Source organism: Pseudomonas sp. PA15(2017), assembly GCF_001945395.1.
In the GTDB taxonomy this organism is placed as follows: domain Bacteria; phylum Pseudomonadota; class Gammaproteobacteria; order Pseudomonadales; family Pseudomonadaceae; genus Aquipseudomonas.
Genome location: NZ_MSXV01000023.1, coordinates 67,383 through 87,141, shown reverse-complemented (window position 1 = coordinate 87,141; position 19,759 = coordinate 67,383). Strand labels below are relative to the sequence as shown.

The window sequence follows — 19,759 nt, the reverse complement described above, 5'->3', positions numbered from 1 at the left end:
TCGAGGGGTAAGACGGGCATGTTTATGCAAGTTCATCCGGGGCTCCTGGAAGGCTGTGTTGGTTGCGCTTCCAGAATTCCGGGAACGCCCCGGATGAACAACCTACTGAGAGATCACAACTAGCCGTCCGCGTTTTCCCTTGCCAAGTCCTGCAACGACAGTGGAGGCCATTTCCCGCGCAACCTAAGCGGCTCCACCCGAAGGGCCGGGCACCAGGCTCAGCTTCTCGCCTTGAAGGCGCATATGAAGCTGGGCTGCGCAGGCGCGAGCGACACCTTCGTCGTCGAACGTCAGCGTGCGTTTGCCCAGGCGCACGCACCAGCGTACGCCATCGGGTTTGTCGATTCGCTCGAGCTGCACAGCTTGTTCGGTCACGTCGTCTCGGCAGGTTTCTTGTCACGGGTTTTCAGCAACGACAGGATCACGCCGCCGGCCAGTACGCCCATGGTAACGCCGAGCGAGAGCAAGGCGGGAACCTTGATGAAACCGTGCAGGAAAATCTTGCAGCCGATGAACATCAGCACAATGGCGAGCGCGTACTTGAGGTACACGAAGCGATGCATCAGCGCGGCCAAGGCGAAGTACAGCGCGCGCAAGCCAAGGATCGCGAAGATGTTCGAGGTGTAGACGATGAACGGATCCTGAGTGATGGCGAACACCGCCGGCACGCTGTCCACCGCAAATACCAGATCCGCCAGCTCGATCAGCACCAGTGCCAGCAGCAGCGGTGTGGCGAACAGCAACATCTTGCCGCTGGCCGGATCCTTCTGGCGCACCAGGAATTTGCCGCCGTGCAGGTCATCAGTGACGCGGATGCGCTTGCGCAGGAAGATCAGCAGTTTGTTCTGGGACAGATCCGGATGTTCGTCATGGTCTTTGCTGAACAGCATCTTGACCCCGGTGAACAGCAGGAAGGCGCCGAACACGTAGAGAATCCAGTCGAATTCCTGCACCAGAGCGGTTCCCAGGCCGATCATGATCGCGCGCAGCACGACCACACCGATGATCCCCCAGAACAGCACGCGGTGCTGGTATTTGCGTGGAATGCCGAAGAAGCCGAGGATCATCGCCATGACGAACACGTTGTCCATCGATAGCGACTGTTCGACCAGAAAGCCCGTGTAGAACTCCAGTGCCTTGGTGGCGCCGAGTTCCCACCAGACCCAGCCGCCAAAGGCGACGCCCACGCTGAAATAGCCTGAGTAGAGCAGCAGGCTCTCGCGCATTTCGATTTCGCGTTGGTCGCGGTGCAGCACGCCGAGGTCGAAGACCAGCAGCGCGATGACGATGATGATGAATGCCAGCCAGAAGTAGTACGGGGTGCCGAGAAACGGCGTGAGCATAAAGGCATGTAGAGCTGTCATGGGCCCTCCCTGTCGATGCCTAAGTTGAGATTCAACTTAGTGACTCCGACATCACGATGAGGTGGGCTCATCGCCAGAGGGGCCCGGCGTCACGTGTCCATAAGGCTAGGATGAAACATGCGGTTCGGCAAGTGCCGGGCGTGCCTGGAGAAATCAGTAAACCCAGACTTCCACGCGGCGATTCTTGATCCTGCCGCTGTCACCTTCGTTGTCGGCGACCGGCAGGTCGTCACCCAGGCCGGTGACCTCGCGCATCATCACGCCTTCGCGAGCCAGTTCACGGCGTACCGCCATGGCGCGCAATTTGGAAAGCAGCTCGGCACGTGCGGACACCGCCTTGGGGTCGCCAAAGCCGACCAGCACCACCTTGTTCTGCAGCTTGTCGTGCTGACGCAGGTAATCGAGCACGCGGCGCAGGTCCTGCTGCGCCTTGTTGTCCAGGTTGGCGCTGCCTTCCTGGAAACGGAAGTTCACCGACAGACGCTGGGCATCGCGGGCCAGCGCCTGATAGGTTGGCGGCATGTCCGCGGTCGCCTCGACTTTCACCGCTTCGACGGTTTGCGCGATGAACCCGTTACTCGCCACGATGGCCTGGCCGCGGGGGCTCTGCGCGAATTGCAGCAGGGCGTGCGCCCAGGGATTGGCATTCTTCGGCGGCCCATACAGGAACAGGCGACGAGACAGCGGGTAATCCTCGGTGGCGATCAGCGTCACGCTCGGCGCCATGGGCTGCGAGTCACCGGCGGCGATGGCCACCGCCTTGGCCTTGCGCACGTAGGGCAGGCCGATGAAACCGATGCCGTTGGTATCATCAGCTACCGAGTCGGACAGCTGTTCGCTGGATTCGAAACGCTTGGCCTTGCTGGACAGTTGCTTGCCGTTGGCGCTCAGTACCAGTTCCTTGAAGGTATCGAAGGTGCCGGAATTGTCGTCACGGGCGTACAGGGCGATGGCGCCGGGGCGACCGCCCAGTTGTGCCCAGTCGCTGATTTCCCCGGAAAATATCTGCGCCAGTTGCAGCGTGCTCAGGGCACTGATGGGGTTGCTGGGATGCAGCACGATCGCCAGGCCATCGATGGCGATGACCTGTTCGGCGTCCCGGCTCTTCATGTTGCCGAACGAGGACAGGCTGGCGCTTTCGGCATCCTTGATGGGCCGTGAGGAGGCGGCCAGCTCGGCGCTGCCCTGGCCGATGGCGCTGAAGCCGGTTCCCGAACCATGGGCGGCGATGGTCACGGTGATCTTGCGGCCCGCGCCATTCAGTGCGCTGACGGCCTGTTCGTTTTCCTGGGTAACGCGGGTGCGTATGTCGTTGAGCCCTTGCTCCTGCATCAGGCCCTTGACCAGGGCTGGGCCGAGCTGGGCGCCGATGGTGTTCGAGCCCTGGATGCGCAGCACCGGTCGGTCGTCAGCCGGGAGGGGCAGCGCGGCGAACGCCGTCCAGGGGCTCAGGTAGAGGACGAAGCCGAGCAGCAGAAAGGTCGCCGTTCGGCTCCAGGTCTCGTGGTTACAGCGGATTGAGGCGCGCAGCATGCGGCAATCACCTTGCAAGGGATGGCGGAAGTGCTGCGACGATAAGACAGAAAAATGACTACACGATGACGGTCGATCAGGCGAGTTGCAGCCAGATTGGCGCGTGATCAGATGGTTTCTCCATACCGCGCAGGTCATAGTCGATACCCGCGTCCTTGAGGCGATCCTGCAGGGCGCGCGACGCCAGAATCACATCGATGCGCAGGCCGCGCTTGGGTTCGTCCTCGAAGCCGCGGCTACGGTAGTCGAACCAGCTGAAGCGATCATCGACCTCGGGGTGCAGCTGGCGGAAGCTGTCGACCAGGCCCCAGCCCTTCAGCGTGGCCAGCCACTCGCGTTCCTCGGGCAGGAAACTGCATTTGCCGGTCTTCAGCCAGCGCTTGCGGTTGACCTCGCCGATGCCGATGTCGCAGTCCTCGGGAGAGATATTGATGTCACCCATGACGATCAGCGGCTGGTCGTGGGCGAAACGGCTACTCAGCAGCGTCTGCAGATCCGCATAGAAGCGCTGCTTGGCAGGGAACTTGGTGGGATGGTCGCGGCTTTCGCCCTGGGGGAAGTAGCCGTTCATGACCGTCACGGGGTTGCCGTTGGCGTCGGCATAGGTGCCATAGATGAAACGCCGTTGAGATTCTTCGCTGTCCTCCGGGAAACCCTTGAACACCGCCAAGGGTGCTTGGCGCGACAGCAGCGCTACACCGTAGTGACCTTTCTGACCGTGGTAGTGCACGTGATAGCCCAGGTCGCGGATCTCCGCTTCGGGGAACTGGTCGTCACTGACCTTGGTTTCCTGCAGGCCGATCACGTCCGGCTGGTGCTTCTCGATCAGTGCTGCGAGTTGGTGCGGGCGGGCGCGCAAGCCGTTGATGTTGAAGGAAACGAGTTTCATGTCGGTGATCCTGAGCGTAGCGGGTGGTAAAACCGCGATGCTAGCCGATCCGGTCGGCGGGCGGCCAGCGCGGCGGGAAATCGTTTCGATACGTAAGTGCGCTGGATCAGGGCTTTCGCCGTGATAGCATCGCCGCCATGAGACTATTTTCGACACTCGGCGCGGGATGCGCGCTCATGCTGTTCAGTGCCACGCTGTTGGCCGAGGATGCTCGCCTGGTGGTCAGCGTGCAGCCGGCCAATAATGCCTTGAAGAGCAATGTCGAGGGCTATATCGGCAATCTTGGCGAGCGTGACGTCGAGGCCTTGCAGCGCTTGCGCCGCGTGGTCGAGGGCCAGGCCGAGAAAGCCGCCCAGGCGTTGGGCTATTACCACGCGCAGATCAGCAGCGAAGTGGTCGAGCAGACGCCGCCGCGGCTCGATGTGCGGATCATTCCCGGCGAGCCGGTGCGCCTCGGCAACGTCACCGTCAGGGTCGAAGGCCCGGCCTCGCAGATGCGGGCCTTCCAGCTACCCAGAGACGCCCAGCTGACTCAGGGCGCGCGGCTCAATCATGGCCGCTACGAGGCGGCCAAACGGCACATTCAGAATCAGGCGTCGCGTTATGGCTTCTTTCGCGGCCGCTTCACCAAGCAAAGCTTGCGTATCGATCCTCAGGCCGGCCTGGCCGATATCGAACTGGTCTACGACAGTGGCCCGCGCTACAGCCTCGGCCACGTCAGTTTCGAAGGCGACATGCCTTTCGATGACGAACTGCTGCAGCGCATGGTGCCGTTCCCGGCGGATACCCCCTACGACTCCGAGCGTATCGCCGAGCTTTACCAGGCCCTGCGTGCCAGCGGCTACTTTGAGTCGGTACGGGTCGATGCCAGCCCGGCGGTGGCCGAGCAGCAGGTGATTCCCGTCAGCGTGCATCTGCAGACCCGCCTGCCACGCACCATGGGCTTGGGCCTGGGATTTTCCACCGACGTTGGCCCTCGCGGTCGCATCCAGTGGGAGCGCCACTGGGCCAACCCCCAGGGTCACAGCTATGGCGCGGAAATGGAACTGTCGGCGCCGCGGCAGAACGTCGGCCTGTGGTACGACATTCCTGGCAACCCACCGATGACCGACAAGCTGCGTATTGCCGGTGGTTATCAGTACGAGGAACTAGCCAACACCGACAGCCTCAGCCGCCTGTTGACCGTCGGCCCGGAATGGCACAGCAAGCTCGACAGCGGCTGGCAGCGGGTGATTTCCCTGAAGTGGCAGCGCGAGGAGTATCGCCTCGGCGACGATTCGGGGCTCAGCACTCTGTTGATGCCGGGCATCAGCTACTCCTATCTGCACAGTGACAGCCGCATAGACCCCAACAACGGCTATCGACTGCAGTTCGATGCCTCGGTGGCCAAGGATGGGTTGCTGTCCGACTCCGATGTAGTACACGGCAACGTGCTGGCCAAGGGCCTGACCACGCTCTGGCAGAACCACCGCTTTCTGGGTCGCGCCCAGTTCGGCGGCACCGAGTCCAAGGGTTTCAACTCATCCGTGCCGCCGTCCTTGCGCTTCTTCGCCGGTGGCGATCAGAGCGTGCGCGGCTACGACTATCAGAGCCTGTCGCCACTGAACAACAAGGGCGACAAGATTGGTGGGCGCTATATGGTCGCGGCCAGCGCCGAGTATCAGTACAGCGTCGCCGACAAGTGGCGGGTGGCCACGTTCTACGATACCGGCAATGCGTTCAATTCCCTGCAGATGCCGTCACTGAAAAGTGCGGTAGGTGTGGGCGTTCGCTGGGTGTCACCGGTAGGGCCATTGCGCCTGGACCTGGCGCATCCGTTGGATGACGAGGGCGGGGTGCGGCTGCACTTCTCCATGGGGCCGGAACTATGAGGCGCGCACTCAAGTATGTCGGCCTGAGCCTGGCCGGCCTGTTGGCGCTGCTGATCGTGCTGTTGGCCTGGATGCTCGCTACGTCGTCTGGCAGTCGCTGGACGCTTGGCCTGGTGCCCGGGCTGCAGGTCGATGGGTTCGAAGGGCGCCTGGGCGGGCACTGGACGGCCGAGCAGCTGCGCTGGCGACAGGGCGACGACCAAGTGCTGGTGTTGCAACCACAATTCGACTGGTCGCCGGCGTGCCTGCTGCGTTTGACGCTGTGCATCGACACGTTGCGCAGCGAGCGCATCGAGCTGAAATTCGCGCCAAGCGACGAACCGCCAAGTGACGAGCCCTTCAGCCTGCCGCAGTTGGATCTGCCGGTGGCTCTGGAGGTCGGCGAGGTGTGGATCGGCAGCCTGCAGTTCAACGGCGACGATCAGTTGCAAGGGCTCGAACTCGCCGCGGATTGGGCCCGCGAGGGCCTGAACATCAGCCGCCTGCACGTGCAGCGAGATGACCTGGTCATCGATCTGCAGGGGCGCGTGCAGCCCAGTGAACAATGGCCGCTGTCGCTGCAGGGCAGCGTGACGCTACCGTCCCCCGGTGAGACGCGCTGGAACCTGGCGCTACAGGTGGAAGGTAACCTGCGCCAGAGCCTGGCGCTGGTGGTCGACAGCTCCGGTTACCTGGCGGGCCGTCTGAGCGGCGAGGTGCAGCCGCTGGTCGAGCATGTTCCGGCAACGCTCACGCTGAGCGCCGATGGTTTCAAGGCGGACGATTCGCTGCCCGACACCTTGCGCCTGAACGGCGTCACGCTAAAGGCTGCGGGCAATCTCCAGGACGGTTATGGCATTGACGGCGTCGCCACGTTGCCTGCGGAGGATGGCCCGGTTGCCCTGGCACTGCGCGGGCGCGTCGATGCAACCGGCGCCGATGTCGCAACGCTGCGTTTGGCAGCCGCCGAGAACCAGTATCTGGCCGTCAATGGACGCCTGGATTGGCAGCAAGGTTTCAGCGCCGACACCCACGTCGATTGGCGGGATTTCCCCTGGCAGCGCCTGTATCCAATGGACGAGGCGCCGCCGGTGACCCTGAACAAGCTCACCGGCGACCTCGCTTATGAGGATGGCAACTACCTGGGCAATCTGTCCGCAGAACTGGATGGCCCCGCTGGGGCGTTCAGTGTGCAGACGCCGCTGAGCGGCGATCTGCAGCAGATTCATTTGCCGCAGCTGCAGGTGCGCGCCGGCCAGGGCAAGATCGATGGCCAGCTCACCGTGGGTTTTGCCGAGGCGATCCGCTGGGACGCCCAGTTGCAGGTCAGCGATTTCGACCCCGCCTATTGGGTTGCCGAGCTGCCTGGGCGAATTGCCGGGCCGATTCGCAGCGAGGGCCAGCTGCGCGACGGCCGCCTGGAACTGACCGGTGATCTCGACCTGCAAGGCCGCCTTCGTGGCCAGCCGGCGCAATTGCAAACCCGCGTCGCCGGCGCTGGCGAACGCTGGGACGTAAGCGCGCTCAGCGTGCGCCTGGGCGACAACCGTATCGACGGCAGCGGCCAGCTGGAGCAGCGCTTGCAAGGGCAGCTGCGGATTGCCCTCAATCGGCTTGGCCAGCTGTGGCCGGGCTTGCAGGGCCAGGCCACCGGACGACTGGATCTGGCTGGTAGCTTGCAGGCGCCACAAGGCACCTTCACGCTGAACGGTCAGGGCCTGGCATTCGAGGAAACCCGCCTGCGCCAGCTGGGGCTGGACGCCACGTTGGAAGGCAACGGGCAGGCCAGGCTGCAGCTGCGTGGGCAGGGAATCGCCAGCGGTGACAGCCAGTTCGGCAACCTGACGGTCAATGGCACAGGTGATCAGCGTCAGCAACGGATGGACCTGAGTCTGGACGGGCCGCAGTTGCAAACCAGCCTGGCACTGGACGGCACCCTGGACCAAGGCAACTGGCGAGGACGCCTGAGCCGCGTCGAGATACAGGCCGGCGGGCAGGACTGGCGCTTGCAGGCACCGGCCTCCCTGGTGCGGCTGGCCAGTGGCGAGATCGACCTTGGTGCCCATTGCCTGCGTTCCGGTGGGGCCAGCCTGTGCGGCGAGAACCAGCGCCTGCTGCCGGAGCCGAAGATCCGTTATCGCCTGGCCAATTTTCCGCTCGACAGCCTCTCGCCTTGGTTTCCGAAGGATTTCGCCTGGCAGGGTAGCCTCGATGCCGACGTGCGTCTGGATCTGCCGGCAGCGGGGCCCAGTGGCCGCGTGGTGGTGGATGCCGGCAGCGGAACCTGGCGCGTGCGTGACAACGAACAGTGGATCGATTTCACCTACGACAGCCTGCGCCTGAGCAGCGAGCTGCGGCCTCAGCGCATCGACAGCGAGCTGAGCTTGCGGGGGCCGCGTATCGGCGAATTGTCGGTGCAGGCTCAGCTCGACCCGCGCCCGGCGAACAAACCGTTATCCGGCCAGTTCCGCCTCAACGGCCTGGATCTGGCCATCGCGCGCCCATTCGTGCCCATGGTCGAGCGCCTGGCCGGGCAGTTGAATGGCAGTGGCACGCTGTCCGGCGACCTGCTCAAACCGCTGGTCAATGGCCAGCTGGCGCTGAGCGGCGGCGAAGTTTCCGGCGGCGAACTGCCCACCAGTTTCGAAGATTTGCAGCTTCGCGTGCTGATCGCCGGTGAAAGCCTGCAGCTCAATGGGGGATGGCGCAGCGGTGAGCAAGGGCAGGGCACGCTGAGTGGCGCGTTGGCCTGGGGCGGAGCGCTCGAAGGCAGCCTCAACGTGCAGGGCAATCGCCTGCCGGTAACCGTCGAGCCCTACGCGAACCTGGAGGTCGAGCCGGACATGCAGGTGCGCCTGGCCGACGATCGGCTGTCGGTCAGTGGCAAGGTGTCGATTCCCCGCGGCAAGATCGTGGTGCGCGAGCTGCCCCCGTCGACGGTCAAGGTCTCCGACGATGCGGTGATCGTCGGCGCCGAGGCTCGCGAAAAGCAGCCGGTGGCGATCAACATGGATATCGACGTCGACGTTGGCAGCGACAAGCTGACCTTCAGCGGCTTCGGACTCAACGCCGAACTGGCCGGAAGGGTGCACATCGGTGACGACCTGGACACCCGCGGCGAGCTGAACCTCAACAAGGGCAACTTTCGTGGCTACGGCCAGCGCCTGACCATTCGCCGGGCGCGTCTGATGTTCGCCGGGCCGATCGACCAGCCGTTTCTGGATATCGAGGCGATCCGCAAGGTCGACAACGTGGTGGCCGGTCTGCGCGTGACCGGCAGCGCCGAGCAGCCACGTACCGAGGTGTTTTCCGAACCGGCCATGAGCCAGGAGCAGGCGCTGTCCTATCTGGTGCTGGGGCGCCCGCTGTCCACCGGCAACGAGGACAACAACATGCTTGCCCAGGCGGCGCTGGCCCTCGGCGTGGCCGGCAGCTCCGGGGTCACCGGCTCGGTCGCCGAAAGCCTGGGCATCCAGGATTTCCAGCTGGACACCGATGGCAGCGGCCGCAGCACCAGCGTGGTGGCCAGTGGCAACTTGTCCGAGCGCCTGAGCCTGCGTTATGGCGTCGGCGTGTTCGAGCCGGTCAACACCGTGGCCCTGCGTTACGCCCTGACGCGCCGCCTGTATCTGGAGGCGGCCAGCGGCCTGGCCAGCTCCCTGGACCTGTTCTACAAGCGGGATTTCTAGGCCGGTAGCCGGCGGCTCGCGGCGCCAAGATAAGCGTTTGCGGGCCGCCGTTACTGGCGTAGGATGACGTTCCCTGCGTGTTTCCACCCATCAAGAGAAGGATCGTTTCATGGCACAAGTAACCCTGCGCGGTAACCCGGTTGACGTCGCTGGCCAACTGCCGCAAGCCGGTCAGCAAGCGCCGGCGTTCACCCTGGTTGGCGCTGGCCTGGCGGATGTCAGCCTGAGCAGCCTGGCGGGCAAGCGCAAAGTGCTGAATATTTTCCCGAGCGTCGACACGCCGACCTGCGCTACCTCGGTGCGCAAGTTCAACGCCGAAGCCAGCAAGCTGACCAACACCGTGGTGCTGTGCATCTCCGCTGACCTGCCATTCGCTCAGGCGCGCTTCTGCGGCGCCGAAGGTCTGGAAAACGTGCAGAACCTGTCGACCATGCGCGGCGCCGAGTTCCTCAAGGACTACGGCGTGGCCCTGAGCACCGGCCCGCTGGCCGGTGTGGCCGCCCGCGCCGTGGTGGTGCTGGACGAGAACGACAAGGTGCTGCACAGCGAGCTGGTCGGCGAAATCGCTGACGAGCCGAACTACGACGCGGCCCTGGCTGCGCTCAAGTAAGCCACCCGCGCTACCCGAAACGGCCTGCCTTGTGCAGGCCGTTTTCGTTTCTGCAGCTCATGTGTTCAGTGCCGCGCTGACCAGCCGGCGCAGGCGGTTGGCCACTGGCGACAATTCGCGGCCCTTGACCAGCAGCAAGTAGTAGGGCGACATCTCGATGGTCACGTTCAGCGGCAGCACCTTGAGCTTGGCACCGACCTGATCGCCGAGCAGCAGGTCCGGCACTTCGCTGGCCAGCGGCGCGATGGCCGAGGACGACACCAGGATGGCGATCATCGCCAGGAGTGAAGTGGTGTTGGTGATGTTGGTCGGTAGCGGGGCGCCGGCGCTGAGAAAGGCGGTTTCCACCGCCTCGCGGATCGGTGCGCGGTGGCTCTGCATCACCCATTCGTAAGGTGACAGGTCGCGCAGCGTCACCTGGTCGACGTTGGCCAGCGGATGATCCTGGCGCACGATCAGCTTCAGGGTTTCGGTACGCGCGGGGTAGATCTCGAAGCCTGCCGGGTTGACGCCGCGGGGCAGACGGGCCAGCACGAAATCGTTCTTGCCGGCGGCAAGGTCGTGTACCAGTTCGTCGCTGGCGGCCACGTTGACGTGTACGTCGGCGCGCGGAGAGATGGCCTTGAGCTGGCGAATGGCGGGAATCACGAAACCCACCGCCGCCCCCGTAACGGCGCCGACCGTGGTCATGCCGCCCTCGCCGCGCTTGAGCTCCTCGACGTCCTGGGCCAGGTCACGCAGCTCTACCAGCATGTTGTGCGCGCGGCGGGCCAGGGCGCGGCCGATCAGCGTCGGCAGCATGCCCTTGGCGTGGCGCTCGAACAGGCGCGCGCCAAGGGTGTGTTCGATGTCGGCGAGCATGCGTGAGGCGGCCGGCTGGGTGACGGTCAGCTCGTCCGCCGCGAGGCCGAGCTGGCCATGCTCGGCGATGGCGGCGATCAGGCGGAGTTGGGGGATCTTGAGGTGGCGGGCGATGCCGATGTCCATGGTGTCGCTCGTTATTGTGGTTATGAGGGCGTGACCGAGTGTGCGCCCCGGAATCGGTGCTGTCGATCCGCTGCATATCATCATTGGTATGCACTTGCGCGAAATATGAATTTGCTTGATATGAGGTGCGCTTCTATCGTCAGGGCTGCTTTGAGCTCTTCGTTGACCGAACAACAATAATCGCGATGTCGCGCGTCCCTGAGCGCGCCAGACGTCGCCAGGAGAAGCTGAATGAACACAGTCCGTAAACTCGTGGCCGCCATGGCCATGGGCGCCACCCTGGTCGGTGCGGCATCCGCCGGCGCGGCCGAAAAGGGCTTCGTCGGTATCGCCATGCCGACCAAGTCGTCCGCGCGCTGGATCGACGACGGCAACAACATGGTCAAGCAGCTGGAGAAAGCCGGCTACAAGGCCGACCTGCAGTACGCCGAAGATGACATTCCCACCCAGGTTTCGCAGATCGAGAACATGATGGTCAAGGGCGTCAACGTCCTGGTCATCGCCGCCATCGATGGCACCACGCTGACCAACGCTCTGGAAAACGCCAATGCGGCGGACATCAAGGTGATCGCCTACGACCGCCTGATCCGCGACAGCGAATACGTCGACTACTACGCCACCTTCGACAACACCAAGGTCGGTGTGCTGCAGGCCGAATCCCTGGTCAAGGGCATGCAGGCGCGCGGCAAGGGCCCCTACAACGTCGAGCTGTTCGGCGGCTCGCCTGACGACAACAACGCCTACTTCTTCTACAACGGCGCGATGTCGGTACTGCAGCCGCTGATCGACAAGGGCGAGATCAAGATCCTTTCCGGGCAGACCGGTATGGGCAAGGTTGGCACCCTGCGCTGGGACGGCGCCACGGCCCAGGCGCGCATGGACAACCTGCTGTCCGCCAATTACACCAAGGAGCGCCTCGACGGCGTGCTGTCGCCCTATGACGGCATTTCCATCGGTGTGCTGTCGTCGCTGAAGGGCGTCGGTTACGGCTCCGGCGACATGCCGATGCCGATCGTCACCGGCCAGGATTCGGAAGTGCCCTCGGTGAAGTCGATCCTCGCTGGCGAGCAGTATTCGTCGATCTTCAAGGACACTCGCCAGCTCGCCGAAGTGACCGTCGGCATGGTCAAGGCGCTGCTCGAAGGCAGCGAGCCGCAGATCAACGACACCAAGACCTACGACAACGGCAAGAAGGTCGTGCCGGCCTATCTGCTGCAACCGGTCACGGTCGACAAGAGCGACTGGGAAAAGGTGCTGATCGACAGCGGTTACTACACCAAGAACCAGGTCCAGTAAGCACGACTGCGCCGGCAGCACGGCCCGCTGCCGGCCCTTTACCTTTTCGTTTACCTGAGCATGGCGCGCCCGCTGCGGTTGGCGCGTGCCTTGCCGACGGATAAAGCCATGCAGCAAGACATCATTCTGGAAATGCGCGGCATCACCAAGACGTTCCCGGGCGTGAAGGCGCTCAACGACGTCAACCTGAAGGTGCGCCGTGGCGAGATCCACGCCCTGTGCGGCGAGAATGGCGCCGGCAAATCGACCCTGATGAAGGTGCTCAGCGGTGTCTACCCGCACGGCAGCTACGACGGCGAGATCGTCTACGAAGGCAAACCGCTGGCCTTCGGCGGCATTCGCGACAGCGAGCGCGAAGGCATCATCATCATTCACCAGGAGCTGGCGCTGGTGCCGCTGCTGTCCATCGCCGAGAACCTGTTTCTCGGCAACGAGATCGCCAGCAGCGGGGTGATCGACTGGCCGGAAGTGTACCGGCGCACCGAAACGCTGCTGAAAAAGGTCGGCCTCGAGGAGGTGGCCACCACACCGGTCGAAAAGCTCGGCGTCGGCAAGCAGCAACTGGTGGAAATCGCCAAAGCGCTGGCCAAGGACGTCAAGCTGTTGATCCTCGACGAGCCCACCGCGGCGCTGCAGGAAAACGACAGCCAGAAGCTGCTCGACCTGTTGCTGGAGTTTCGCGCCCAGGGGATTTCTTCGATTTTGATTTCCCACAAGCTCAACGAAGTCAGCCGCGTCGCCGACAGCATCACGGTCCTGCGCGATGGCGCTTCGGTGAGCAGCATGGATTGCCACAGCGAAACGGTCAGCGAGGAAACCATCATTCGCGGCATGGTCGGCCGCGACATGGAGAATCGCTACCCGGATCGTACGCCGCAGATCGGCGAGACGCTGCTGGAGATCCGCGACTGGAACGTCTGGCACCCGGAGTCGACCTCGCGGCAGATGATTCGCAACGTCAACCTGCGCGTGTCCGCCGGCGAAGTGGTCGGCATCGCCGGGCTGATGGGGGCAGGGCGCACCGAATTGGCCATGAGCGTGTTCGGCAAGAGCTATGGGCGCAACATTTCCGGCTCCGTGTTCTTGCGTGGCCAGCCGATCGATGTGTCCACGGTACGCCGCGCCGTGGACAACGGCATCGCCTACGTCACCGAGGATCGCAAGGCCCTGGGCCTGGTGCTCGACGAAAGCATCCTGTGCAACACCACCCTGGCCAACCTGCCGGGCGTGTCAAAGCACGGTGTGATCGACGAGCACGAGGAGCGGCGCATCGCCGAACACTATCGCGAGGCACTGCACATTCGCACGCCGGGGGTGTTCCAGAAGGTGCTCAACCTGTCCGGCGGCAACCAGCAGAAAGTGGTGCTCAGCAAATGGCTGTTCGCCAAACCCGAGGTGCTGATTCTCGACGAGCCCACCCGCGGCATCGACGTCGGTGCCAAGTTCGAGATCTACAGCCTGATCAACGGGCTCGCTGCCGACGGCAAGGGCGTGATCATCATTTCGTCGGAGATGCCCGAGCTGCTGGGCATGTGCGACCGCATCTACGTAATGAACGAAGGCGCCTTCCTGGGCGAACTGGCGCGTGAAGAGGCGAGCCAGGAAAAGATCATGTCGATGATCGTCAAGGCGTGAACGAGGACAACGCGATGGATACCAACAACCAACCCGCCCAAACACAGCAGGTGGCGCGACCTTCGCTGCTGGGGCACATGAAGAGCCATATCCGCGACTACGGCATGCTGCTGACCCTGGTGGTCATCATGGCGCTGTTCGAGGTGCTCACCGACGGCACGCTGATGCGCCCGGTCAACCTCACCAACCTGCTGCTGCAGAACAGCTACATCATCATCATGGCCCTGGGCATGCTGTTGGTGATCGTCTCCGGGCACATCGACCTGTCGGTGGGCTCGGTGGTCGGCTTCGTCGGCGCCGCCGCGGCGGTGATGATGGTGCAGTGGGGCTGGTCGACCTCGCTGGTGGTGCCGGTATGCCTCTTGATGGGTTGCCTGATCGGTGCGGCCCAGGGCTACTGGATCGCCTACTGGCAGATCCCGTCATTCATCGTGACGCTGGCCGGCATGCTGGTGTTCCGCGGCCTGACCTTGGCGGTGCTCGATGGCCAGTCGATCGGCCCGTTCTCCAGCAGCTTCCAGCTGATGAGCAACGGTTTCATCCCGGACATCTTCGGGGTCAAACGACCTAACGTGACGGCCATCGTGCTTGGCGTGTTCGCCGCTGCGCTGATCATCTACCTGGCGCTGCGCGCCCGTCGCCGCGCCAAGCGCTACGGTATCGTCGACGAGCCAGGGCTGTTCTTCGCGGTCAAGAACCTGCTGATCGCCGGCGCCATCGTCTATATCGCCTATCTCCTGGCCACCTACCGCGGCCTGCCCAACGTGCTGATCATCATGGCCATGCTGATCAGCGCCTACACCTTCCTGACCAATCGCACCACGCTGGGCCGGCGCATCTACGCCATTGGCGGCAACGTCAAGGCGGCCAAACTGTCGGGCATCAACACCGAGCGGCTGACCTTCTTCGCCTTCGTCAACATGGGCATGCTCGCCGCCCTGGCCGGTTTGATTTTCGCCGCGCGGCTCAACACCGCCACGCCCAAGGCTGGCGTGTCGTTCGAACTGGACGTGATCGCCGCGGTGTTCATCGGCGGTGCGTCGATGTCCGGCGGCGTCGGCAAGATCATCGGCGCGGTGATCGGCGCCCTGATCATGGGCGTTATGAACAACGGCATGTCGATCCTCGGCATTGGCATCGAATGGCAGCAGGTGATCAAGGGCCTGGTGCTGCTGGCCGCGGTGATATTCGACGTGGTCAACAAAAGCAAATCGCGCTGAGGCGCCACCCACCTATTTCCGCAGTACCGCGGGCGCCGGGCACAGCTGGGCGCCGCGGGATGAACATGAGGTAACAGGTCATGAACAGCCGCAATCAACCTTCAGGCAAGGCGCTGTACGCCGACCTGGCCGGGCGCACCGTGCTGATTTCCGGTGGCGCCACCGGCATCGGTCGCGCGCTGGTCACGGCGTTCGCCAGGCAGGGCGCGCGCACCGCCTTCGTCGACATCGATGACAAGCACGGCAAGGCCCTGGCCAGCGAGCTGAGCGAGGCGGGGCACCAGGTGCTGTTCCTGCGTTGCGACATCACCGACGTCAAGGCCTACCAGGCGGCCATCCACAAGATCGCCGAGCAGTTCGGGCCGATCACCGCGTTGCTCAACAACGCCGCCAACGACGTGCGCCATGCCCTGGATTCGATCAGCACCGAACGCTTCGACGACCTGATCGCGGTCAACCTGCGCCACGCCACCTTCGCCACCCAGGCAGTGGTGCCGATGATGCGCCAGGCCGGCGGCGGCTCGATCATCAATTTCGGCTCGGTGGGTTGGATGATGGCCTCGGCCGGCTACCCGGTCTATGCCGCCAGCAAGGCCGCCACCCATGGTCTGACCCGCGGCCTGGCACGGGATCTGGGCAAGGAGCGGATTCGCGTCAACACCCTGGTGCCCGGTTGGGTGATGACCGACAAGCAACTGGCCATGTGGGTCGATGAAACGGCCAAGGAGCAGATTCGCCAGAACCAGTGCATGCCCGGCCAGTTGCTGCCCGAGCACATCGCCGACATGGCGCTGTTTCTGGCATCCGATGCCGCGGCGATGTGCACCGCGCAGAATTTCATCGTTGATGGAGGTTGGGTATGAGCACCTTCAAACCGGCAGTCTGGCCGCGCAAGCTGCGTTCCACCGAATGGTTCGGCGGCAACTCGCGTGACCACATTTACCACCGCAGCTGGATGAAGAACCAGGGCCTGCCGGCCGACCTGTTCGATGGTCGCCCGGTGATCGGCATCTGCAACACCTGGTCGCAGCTCACGCCGTGCAACGCGCACCTGCGCGACCTGGCCGAGCGGGTCAAGCACGGTATCTACGAGGCCGGCGGCCTGCCGCTGGAGTTTCCGGTGTTCTCCGCCGGGGAAAGCTCGCTGCGCCCGACGGCGATGATGTACCGCAACATGGCGGCAATGGACGTCGAAGAGGCGCTGCGTGCCAATCCGCTGGACGGCGTGGTACTGCTCGCCGGTTGCGACAAGACCACGCCTGCGCTGCTGATGGGCGCGGCCAGCGTCGACATTCCGGCCATCGTGGTGTCCGGCGGGCCGATGCTCAACGGCTGGTTCCGCGGTGAGCGGGTGGGCTCGGGCACCGCGCTGTGGCAGATGTCCGAAGACATCAAGGCCGGCAAGATGAGCCGCGAGGATTTTCTCGAGGCCGAGCAGTCGATGTCGCGCTCGCCGGGTTCCTGCAACACCATGGGCACCGCCAGCACCATGGCCAGCATGGCCGAGGCGCTGGGCATGGCACTGTCCGGCAATGCGGCGATTCCAGCCGTGGACAGCCGCCGCCGGGTGATGGCGCACCTGACCGGGCGGCGTATCGTGCAGATGGTCAAGGACGACCTGAAACCCTCCGACATCATGACCCGTCAGGCGTTCGAGAACGCCATCCGGGTCAACGGCAGCATCGGCGGTTCGACCAATGCGGTGATCCATCTCTTGGCCATCGCCGGGCGCGTCGGCGTCGACCTGACGCTGGACGACTGGGATCGCCTGGGCCAGGACATCCCGACCATCGTCAACCTGATGCCGTCGGGCAAATACCTGATGGAGGAGTTCTTCTACGCCGGCGGCCTGCCGGTGGTGATCCGCATGCTCGGCGAGGGCGGCAAGCTGCACAAGGGCGCGCTGACCGTTTCCGGGGAAACCCTCTGGGAGGAGGTCAAGGGCGTTCGCAACTGGAACGAAGACGTCATCCGCCCGGTGGACAAAGCCCTCACCGCCAAGGGTGGCATCGCCGTGCTGCGCGGCAACCTGGCACCTCGTGGTGCGGTGCTCAAACCCTCGGCTGCTTCAAAGCACCTGATGCAGCACCGTGGCCGCGCCGTGGTGTTCGAGGACATCGACGACTACAAGGCGAAGATCAACGACGAGAACCTGGATATCGACGAACACTGTGTCATGGTGCTGAAGAACTGTGGCCCGCGCGGTTATCCAGGCATGGCCGAGGTGGGCAATATGGGCCTGCCGCCCAAGGTGCTGCGCAAGGGTATCACCGACATGGTGCGCATTTCCGATGCGCGCATGTCCGGCACCGCCTATGGCACCGTGGTGCTGCACACCACGCCGGAAGCCGCGGCGGGCGGCCCGCTGGCGGTAGTGCGCGATGGCGACATGATCGAACTCGACGTGGAAGCGCGACGCATCCACCTGGATATTCCCGATGAAGAACTGCGCCAGCGCCTGGCCGAGTGGCAGCCCAGCGTCGAGGCACCGACCAGCGGCTACATCAAGCTGTTCCACGACCACGTGCAGGGCGCCGACAGCGGCGCGGACTTCGACTTCCTCAAGGGTTGCCGCGGTGCCGGCATTCCCAAAGACAGTCATTGAGCAGGAGAGGGCGGCGCACATGAGCGAGGTCAGCTGGATTGCCGTCGACTGGGGCACCACGCAGTTGCGCGCCTGGGCACTGGCCGCCAACGGCAATGTGCTGCATCGCGCCGCGTCGGCGAGCGGCATGGGCAGTCTGGCGGTGGATCAGTTCGAGGCGGCGTTGCTCGAGCTGATCGACGGCTGGCTGCGGGCCGATCGCGTCACCGAGGTGGTTGCCTGCGGCATGGTTGGCGCACGCCAGGGCTGGCGCGAAGCACCCTATGCCGAGGTGCCTTGCGCGCCTCAGGCGATGGCGCAGGTGATCAGGCCCGAAGTAAGCGATGCACGCCTGCGCGTGTCGATCATTGCCGGGCTGTGCCAGCGCGCGCCGGCCGACGTGCTGCGTGGCGAGGAAACCCAGATCGCCGGCCTGTTGGCCGAATGGCCGGACTATCACGGCCTGGTCTGCCTGCCCGGCACCCACAGCAAGTGGGCTGAAGTTCGGGCTGGCCAGGTGACCGGCTTCCAGACCTTCATGACCGGCGAGCTGTTTGCGCTGCTCAGCGGCCAATCGGTGCTGCGCCATGGCATGCAGGGCGATCACCCCCTGGATCTGCCGGCGTTCGACGCGGGCCTGTGCGCCGCCACCGAGCGCCCGCTGCTCGGCGCGCTGTTCGGCCTGCGTGCCGAAAGCCTCCTCGAAGGCCTGGCACCGGCTGCGGCGCGCTCGCGCCTGTCCGGTCTGCTGATCGGCCAGGAGCTGGCCGGGTTGTCTGAACACTGGCAGGGCTTGCCGGTCTGTATAATTGGTGATGGCGAGGTGGCCGAGCGCTATCGTCATGCCCTGACGACCCTGGGCATCGCCGCGCAAACCCTGGGTGCCGAACAGGTTACTCTGGCCGGTCTGGCAGCTGCCCATCAGCACATCAGCGGAGGTTTCTAGGCATGGCTGTACACCCCCCCGGCAGTACTGCCGCCCGCATCGTCGACTCGCGGACATGCATCTTGGGCGAGGGCGTATTCTGGCATCCGCGGCGCGAGCAGCTGTTCTGGTTCGACATCCTTGGCCGCCGCCTGCTCAGCCAGCGCGACGGCCAGCCGCTGGAGTGGGCCTTCGATGAGCGCGCCTCGGCGGCAGGCTGGATCGACGAGGATCGCCTGCTGATGGCCAGCGAAACCGCGCTGTCGATCTTCGACCTGCGCAGCGGCGCCCGCGAGCGGATCTGCGCTCTGGAGGCGGACAATCCGCTGACCCGCTCCAACGACGGCCGCGCCGACCCCTGGGGTGGTTTCTGGATCGGCACCATGGGCCTGCAAGCGCAGCCCCAGGCGGGTGCCATCTATCGCTATTACCGGGGCGAGCTGCGCCGCCTGTTCGCCGATATCACCATCAGCAACGCCATCTGCTTCTCGCCGGATCGACGCTTCGCCTACTTCGCCGATACCGAACGCCAGCGCATCTGGCGCCAGGCGCTGGACGAACAGCATGGCTGGCCGAGCGGCGAAGCGCAGCCGTTCATCGATGGCCGTGTGGCCGGCCTGAATCCCGATGGCGCCGTGGTCGACAGCCAGGGGCGACTGTGGAATGCGCAGTGGGGCGCTTCACGGGTCGCCTGCTACGACAGCAACGGCCAGTTCGTGCAGGCCGTGGCCTTTCCCGCCTCGCAGATAGCCTGCCCGGCATTCGCGGGGCCGGACCTGTCGACGCTGTTCGCCACCTCCGCCCGCGAGGGCCTGGAGGGTGATCAGCTCGCTGCCGAACCCCACGCCGGCAAGCTGTTCGCCGTGGATGTGCCAGCCCAGGGGCAGGCCGAGCACCAGGTGATTCTCTGAGAAGCTGTTCATGATCTTTGAACCCAGGTTCGTCGATTTTCGCAGCTAAGTGAGGCGGATAGCGGCCGTTCCCCGATCCACTGTGGGAGCGCGCCATGCGCGCGAAAAATCGCGGGCATGTACTAGGCGTCCCCGCCCGCTCCCACAGGTACTGTATCGAAGTCCGCTTGTGCCTTGTAGTTGCCGCTTCAATACGCAAAAAGATCGTGAAAGGTTCCAAGCCCCAATCATTACCAGGCACCCCATGCGCAGCTGCCTGGCATGCC

Annotated in this window: 15 protein-coding genes; 10 read left to right on the top strand and 5 right to left on the bottom strand. The window is 64.4% G+C overall.

Annotation, left to right across the window (positions count from 1 at the left end; translation table 11 throughout):
* Positions 1-183 precede the first annotated feature (183 nt).
* From BVH03_RS08765 to xthA, 4 genes are all read right to left on the bottom strand, one after another.
* Entirely contained in the window at positions 184-375 is a 192-nt protein-coding gene (locus BVH03_RS08765; RefSeq protein ID WP_075960804.1) for a hypothetical protein, read from the bottom strand.
* A complete protein-coding gene (locus BVH03_RS08760; RefSeq protein WP_075960803.1) occupies positions 372-1,364 on the bottom strand; it encodes a TerC family protein in 993 nt (330 codons plus the stop codon). Before BVH03_RS08760 ends, BVH03_RS08765 begins: the two co-directional genes overlap by 4 nt.
* A gap of 153 nt (positions 1,365-1,517) precedes the next feature.
* Complete coding sequence (locus tag BVH03_RS08755) at positions 1,518-2,897, bottom strand: substrate-binding domain-containing protein (RefSeq protein ID WP_075960802.1); 1,380 nt, start codon at positions 2,895-2,897, stop codon at positions 1,518-1,520.
* Positions 2,898-2,973: 76 nt separating this feature from the next.
* Positions 2,974-3,786 carry an exodeoxyribonuclease III gene (gene xthA, locus BVH03_RS08750; RefSeq protein ID WP_075960801.1) on the bottom strand — a complete coding sequence of 271 codons (813 nt, stop codon included), beginning with the start codon at positions 3,784-3,786 and terminating at the stop codon, positions 2,974-2,976.
* Between the two features lie 176 nt (positions 3,787-3,962).
* On the opposite strand from xthA, the gene BVH03_RS08745 reads away from it, so the two are divergent.
* The 3 genes from BVH03_RS08745 to tpx all read left to right on the top strand — a co-directional run bounded on the left by BVH03_RS08745 (position 3,963) and on the right by tpx (position 9,935).
* On the top strand, positions 3,963-5,657 hold the full coding sequence (locus BVH03_RS08745) for an autotransporter assembly complex family protein (protein ID WP_143485923.1): 1,695 nt from the start codon (positions 3,963-3,965) through the stop codon (positions 5,655-5,657).
* Positions 5,654-9,325 (top strand): translocation/assembly module TamB domain-containing protein, encoded by a 3,672-nt coding sequence (locus BVH03_RS08740; RefSeq protein WP_075960799.1) that lies wholly within the window; start codon positions 5,654-5,656, stop codon positions 9,323-9,325. Before BVH03_RS08745 ends, BVH03_RS08740 begins: the two co-directional genes overlap by 4 nt.
* Positions 9,326-9,434: 109 nt before the next feature.
* Positions 9,435-9,935, top strand: a complete 501-nt coding sequence (gene tpx / locus BVH03_RS08735; RefSeq protein ID WP_075960798.1) for a thiol peroxidase — start codon at positions 9,435-9,437, stop codon at positions 9,933-9,935.
* Between the two features lie 57 nt (positions 9,936-9,992).
* Here the strand turns inward: tpx and BVH03_RS08730 are convergent, their stop codons facing one another.
* Positions 9,993-10,922, bottom strand: coding sequence for a LysR family transcriptional regulator (locus BVH03_RS08730; RefSeq protein ID WP_075960797.1), 930 nt, complete (start codon positions 10,920-10,922; stop codon positions 9,993-9,995).
* Between the two features lie 231 nt (positions 10,923-11,153).
* Between BVH03_RS08730 and chvE the strand changes: the two genes are divergently transcribed.
* The 7 genes from chvE to BVH03_RS08695 all read left to right on the top strand — a co-directional run bounded on the left by chvE (position 11,154) and on the right by BVH03_RS08695 (position 19,493).
* Complete coding sequence (gene chvE, locus BVH03_RS08725) at positions 11,154-12,218, top strand: multiple monosaccharide ABC transporter substrate-binding protein (RefSeq protein WP_075960796.1); 1,065 nt, start codon at positions 11,154-11,156, stop codon at positions 12,216-12,218.
* Between the two features lie 108 nt (positions 12,219-12,326).
* A complete protein-coding gene (mmsA, locus tag BVH03_RS08720; RefSeq protein WP_075960795.1) occupies positions 12,327-13,853 on the top strand; it encodes a multiple monosaccharide ABC transporter ATP-binding protein in 1,527 nt (508 codons plus the stop codon).
* A 14-nt stretch (positions 13,854-13,867) separates the two neighbouring features.
* Positions 13,868-15,073 carry a multiple monosaccharide ABC transporter permease gene (mmsB, locus tag BVH03_RS08715; protein WP_075960806.1) on the top strand — a complete coding sequence of 402 codons (1,206 nt, stop codon included), beginning with the start codon at positions 13,868-13,870 and terminating at the stop codon, positions 15,071-15,073.
* 80 nt (positions 15,074-15,153) lie between these two features.
* Positions 15,154-15,936: an SDR family NAD(P)-dependent oxidoreductase gene (locus BVH03_RS08710; protein ID WP_075960794.1), complete on the top strand. Its 783-nt coding sequence runs from the start codon at positions 15,154-15,156 to the stop codon at positions 15,934-15,936.
* Positions 15,933-17,678 carry an L-arabinonate dehydratase gene (gene araD / locus BVH03_RS08705; protein ID WP_075960793.1) on the top strand — a complete coding sequence of 582 codons (1,746 nt, stop codon included), beginning with the start codon at positions 15,933-15,935 and terminating at the stop codon, positions 17,676-17,678. Before BVH03_RS08710 ends, araD begins: the two co-directional genes overlap by 4 nt.
* A 19-nt stretch (positions 17,679-17,697) precedes the next feature.
* Complete coding sequence (locus BVH03_RS08700) at positions 17,698-18,603, top strand: 2-dehydro-3-deoxygalactonokinase (protein WP_075960792.1); 906 nt, start codon at positions 17,698-17,700, stop codon at positions 18,601-18,603.
* A 2-nt stretch (positions 18,604-18,605) separates the two neighbouring features.
* Positions 18,606-19,493, top strand: a complete 888-nt coding sequence (locus tag BVH03_RS08695) for an SMP-30/gluconolactonase/LRE family protein (protein WP_075960791.1) — start codon at positions 18,606-18,608, stop codon at positions 19,491-19,493.
* Positions 19,494-19,759 lie beyond the last annotated feature (266 nt).

What these genes read in the sequence shown, in the direction of transcription:
- BVH03_RS08760 (WP_075960803.1), bottom strand. Translation starts at nt 1,364, where the DNA reads ATGACAGCTCTACATGCCTTTATGCTCACGCCGTTTCTCGGCACCCCG.
- BVH03_RS08755 (WP_075960802.1), bottom strand. Translation starts at nt 2,897, where the DNA reads ATGCTGCGCGCCTCAATCCGCTGTAACCACGAGACCTGGAGCCGAACG.
- xthA (WP_075960801.1), bottom strand. Translation starts at nt 3,786, where the DNA reads ATGAAACTCGTTTCCTTCAACATCAACGGCTTGCGCGCCCGCCCGCAC.
- BVH03_RS08745 (WP_143485923.1), top strand. Translation starts at nt 3,963, where the DNA reads ATGCTGTTCAGTGCCACGCTGTTGGCCGAGGATGCTCGCCTGGTGGTC.
- BVH03_RS08740 (WP_075960799.1), top strand. Translation starts at nt 5,654, where the DNA reads ATGAGGCGCGCACTCAAGTATGTCGGCCTGAGCCTGGCCGGCCTGTTG.
- tpx (WP_075960798.1), top strand. Translation starts at nt 9,435, where the DNA reads ATGGCACAAGTAACCCTGCGCGGTAACCCGGTTGACGTCGCTGGCCAA.
- BVH03_RS08730 (WP_075960797.1), bottom strand. Translation starts at nt 10,922, where the DNA reads ATGGACATCGGCATCGCCCGCCACCTCAAGATCCCCCAACTCCGCCTG.
- chvE (WP_075960796.1), top strand. Translation starts at nt 11,154, where the DNA reads ATGAACACAGTCCGTAAACTCGTGGCCGCCATGGCCATGGGCGCCACC.
- mmsA (WP_075960795.1), top strand. Translation starts at nt 12,327, where the DNA reads ATGCAGCAAGACATCATTCTGGAAATGCGCGGCATCACCAAGACGTTC.
- mmsB (WP_075960806.1), top strand. Translation starts at nt 13,868, where the DNA reads ATGGATACCAACAACCAACCCGCCCAAACACAGCAGGTGGCGCGACCT.
- BVH03_RS08710 (WP_075960794.1), top strand. Translation starts at nt 15,154, where the DNA reads ATGAACAGCCGCAATCAACCTTCAGGCAAGGCGCTGTACGCCGACCTG.
- araD (WP_075960793.1), top strand. Translation starts at nt 15,933, where the DNA reads ATGAGCACCTTCAAACCGGCAGTCTGGCCGCGCAAGCTGCGTTCCACC.
- BVH03_RS08700 (WP_075960792.1), top strand. Translation starts at nt 17,698, where the DNA reads ATGAGCGAGGTCAGCTGGATTGCCGTCGACTGGGGCACCACGCAGTTG.
- BVH03_RS08695 (WP_075960791.1), top strand. Translation starts at nt 18,606, where the DNA reads ATGGCTGTACACCCCCCCGGCAGTACTGCCGCCCGCATCGTCGACTCG.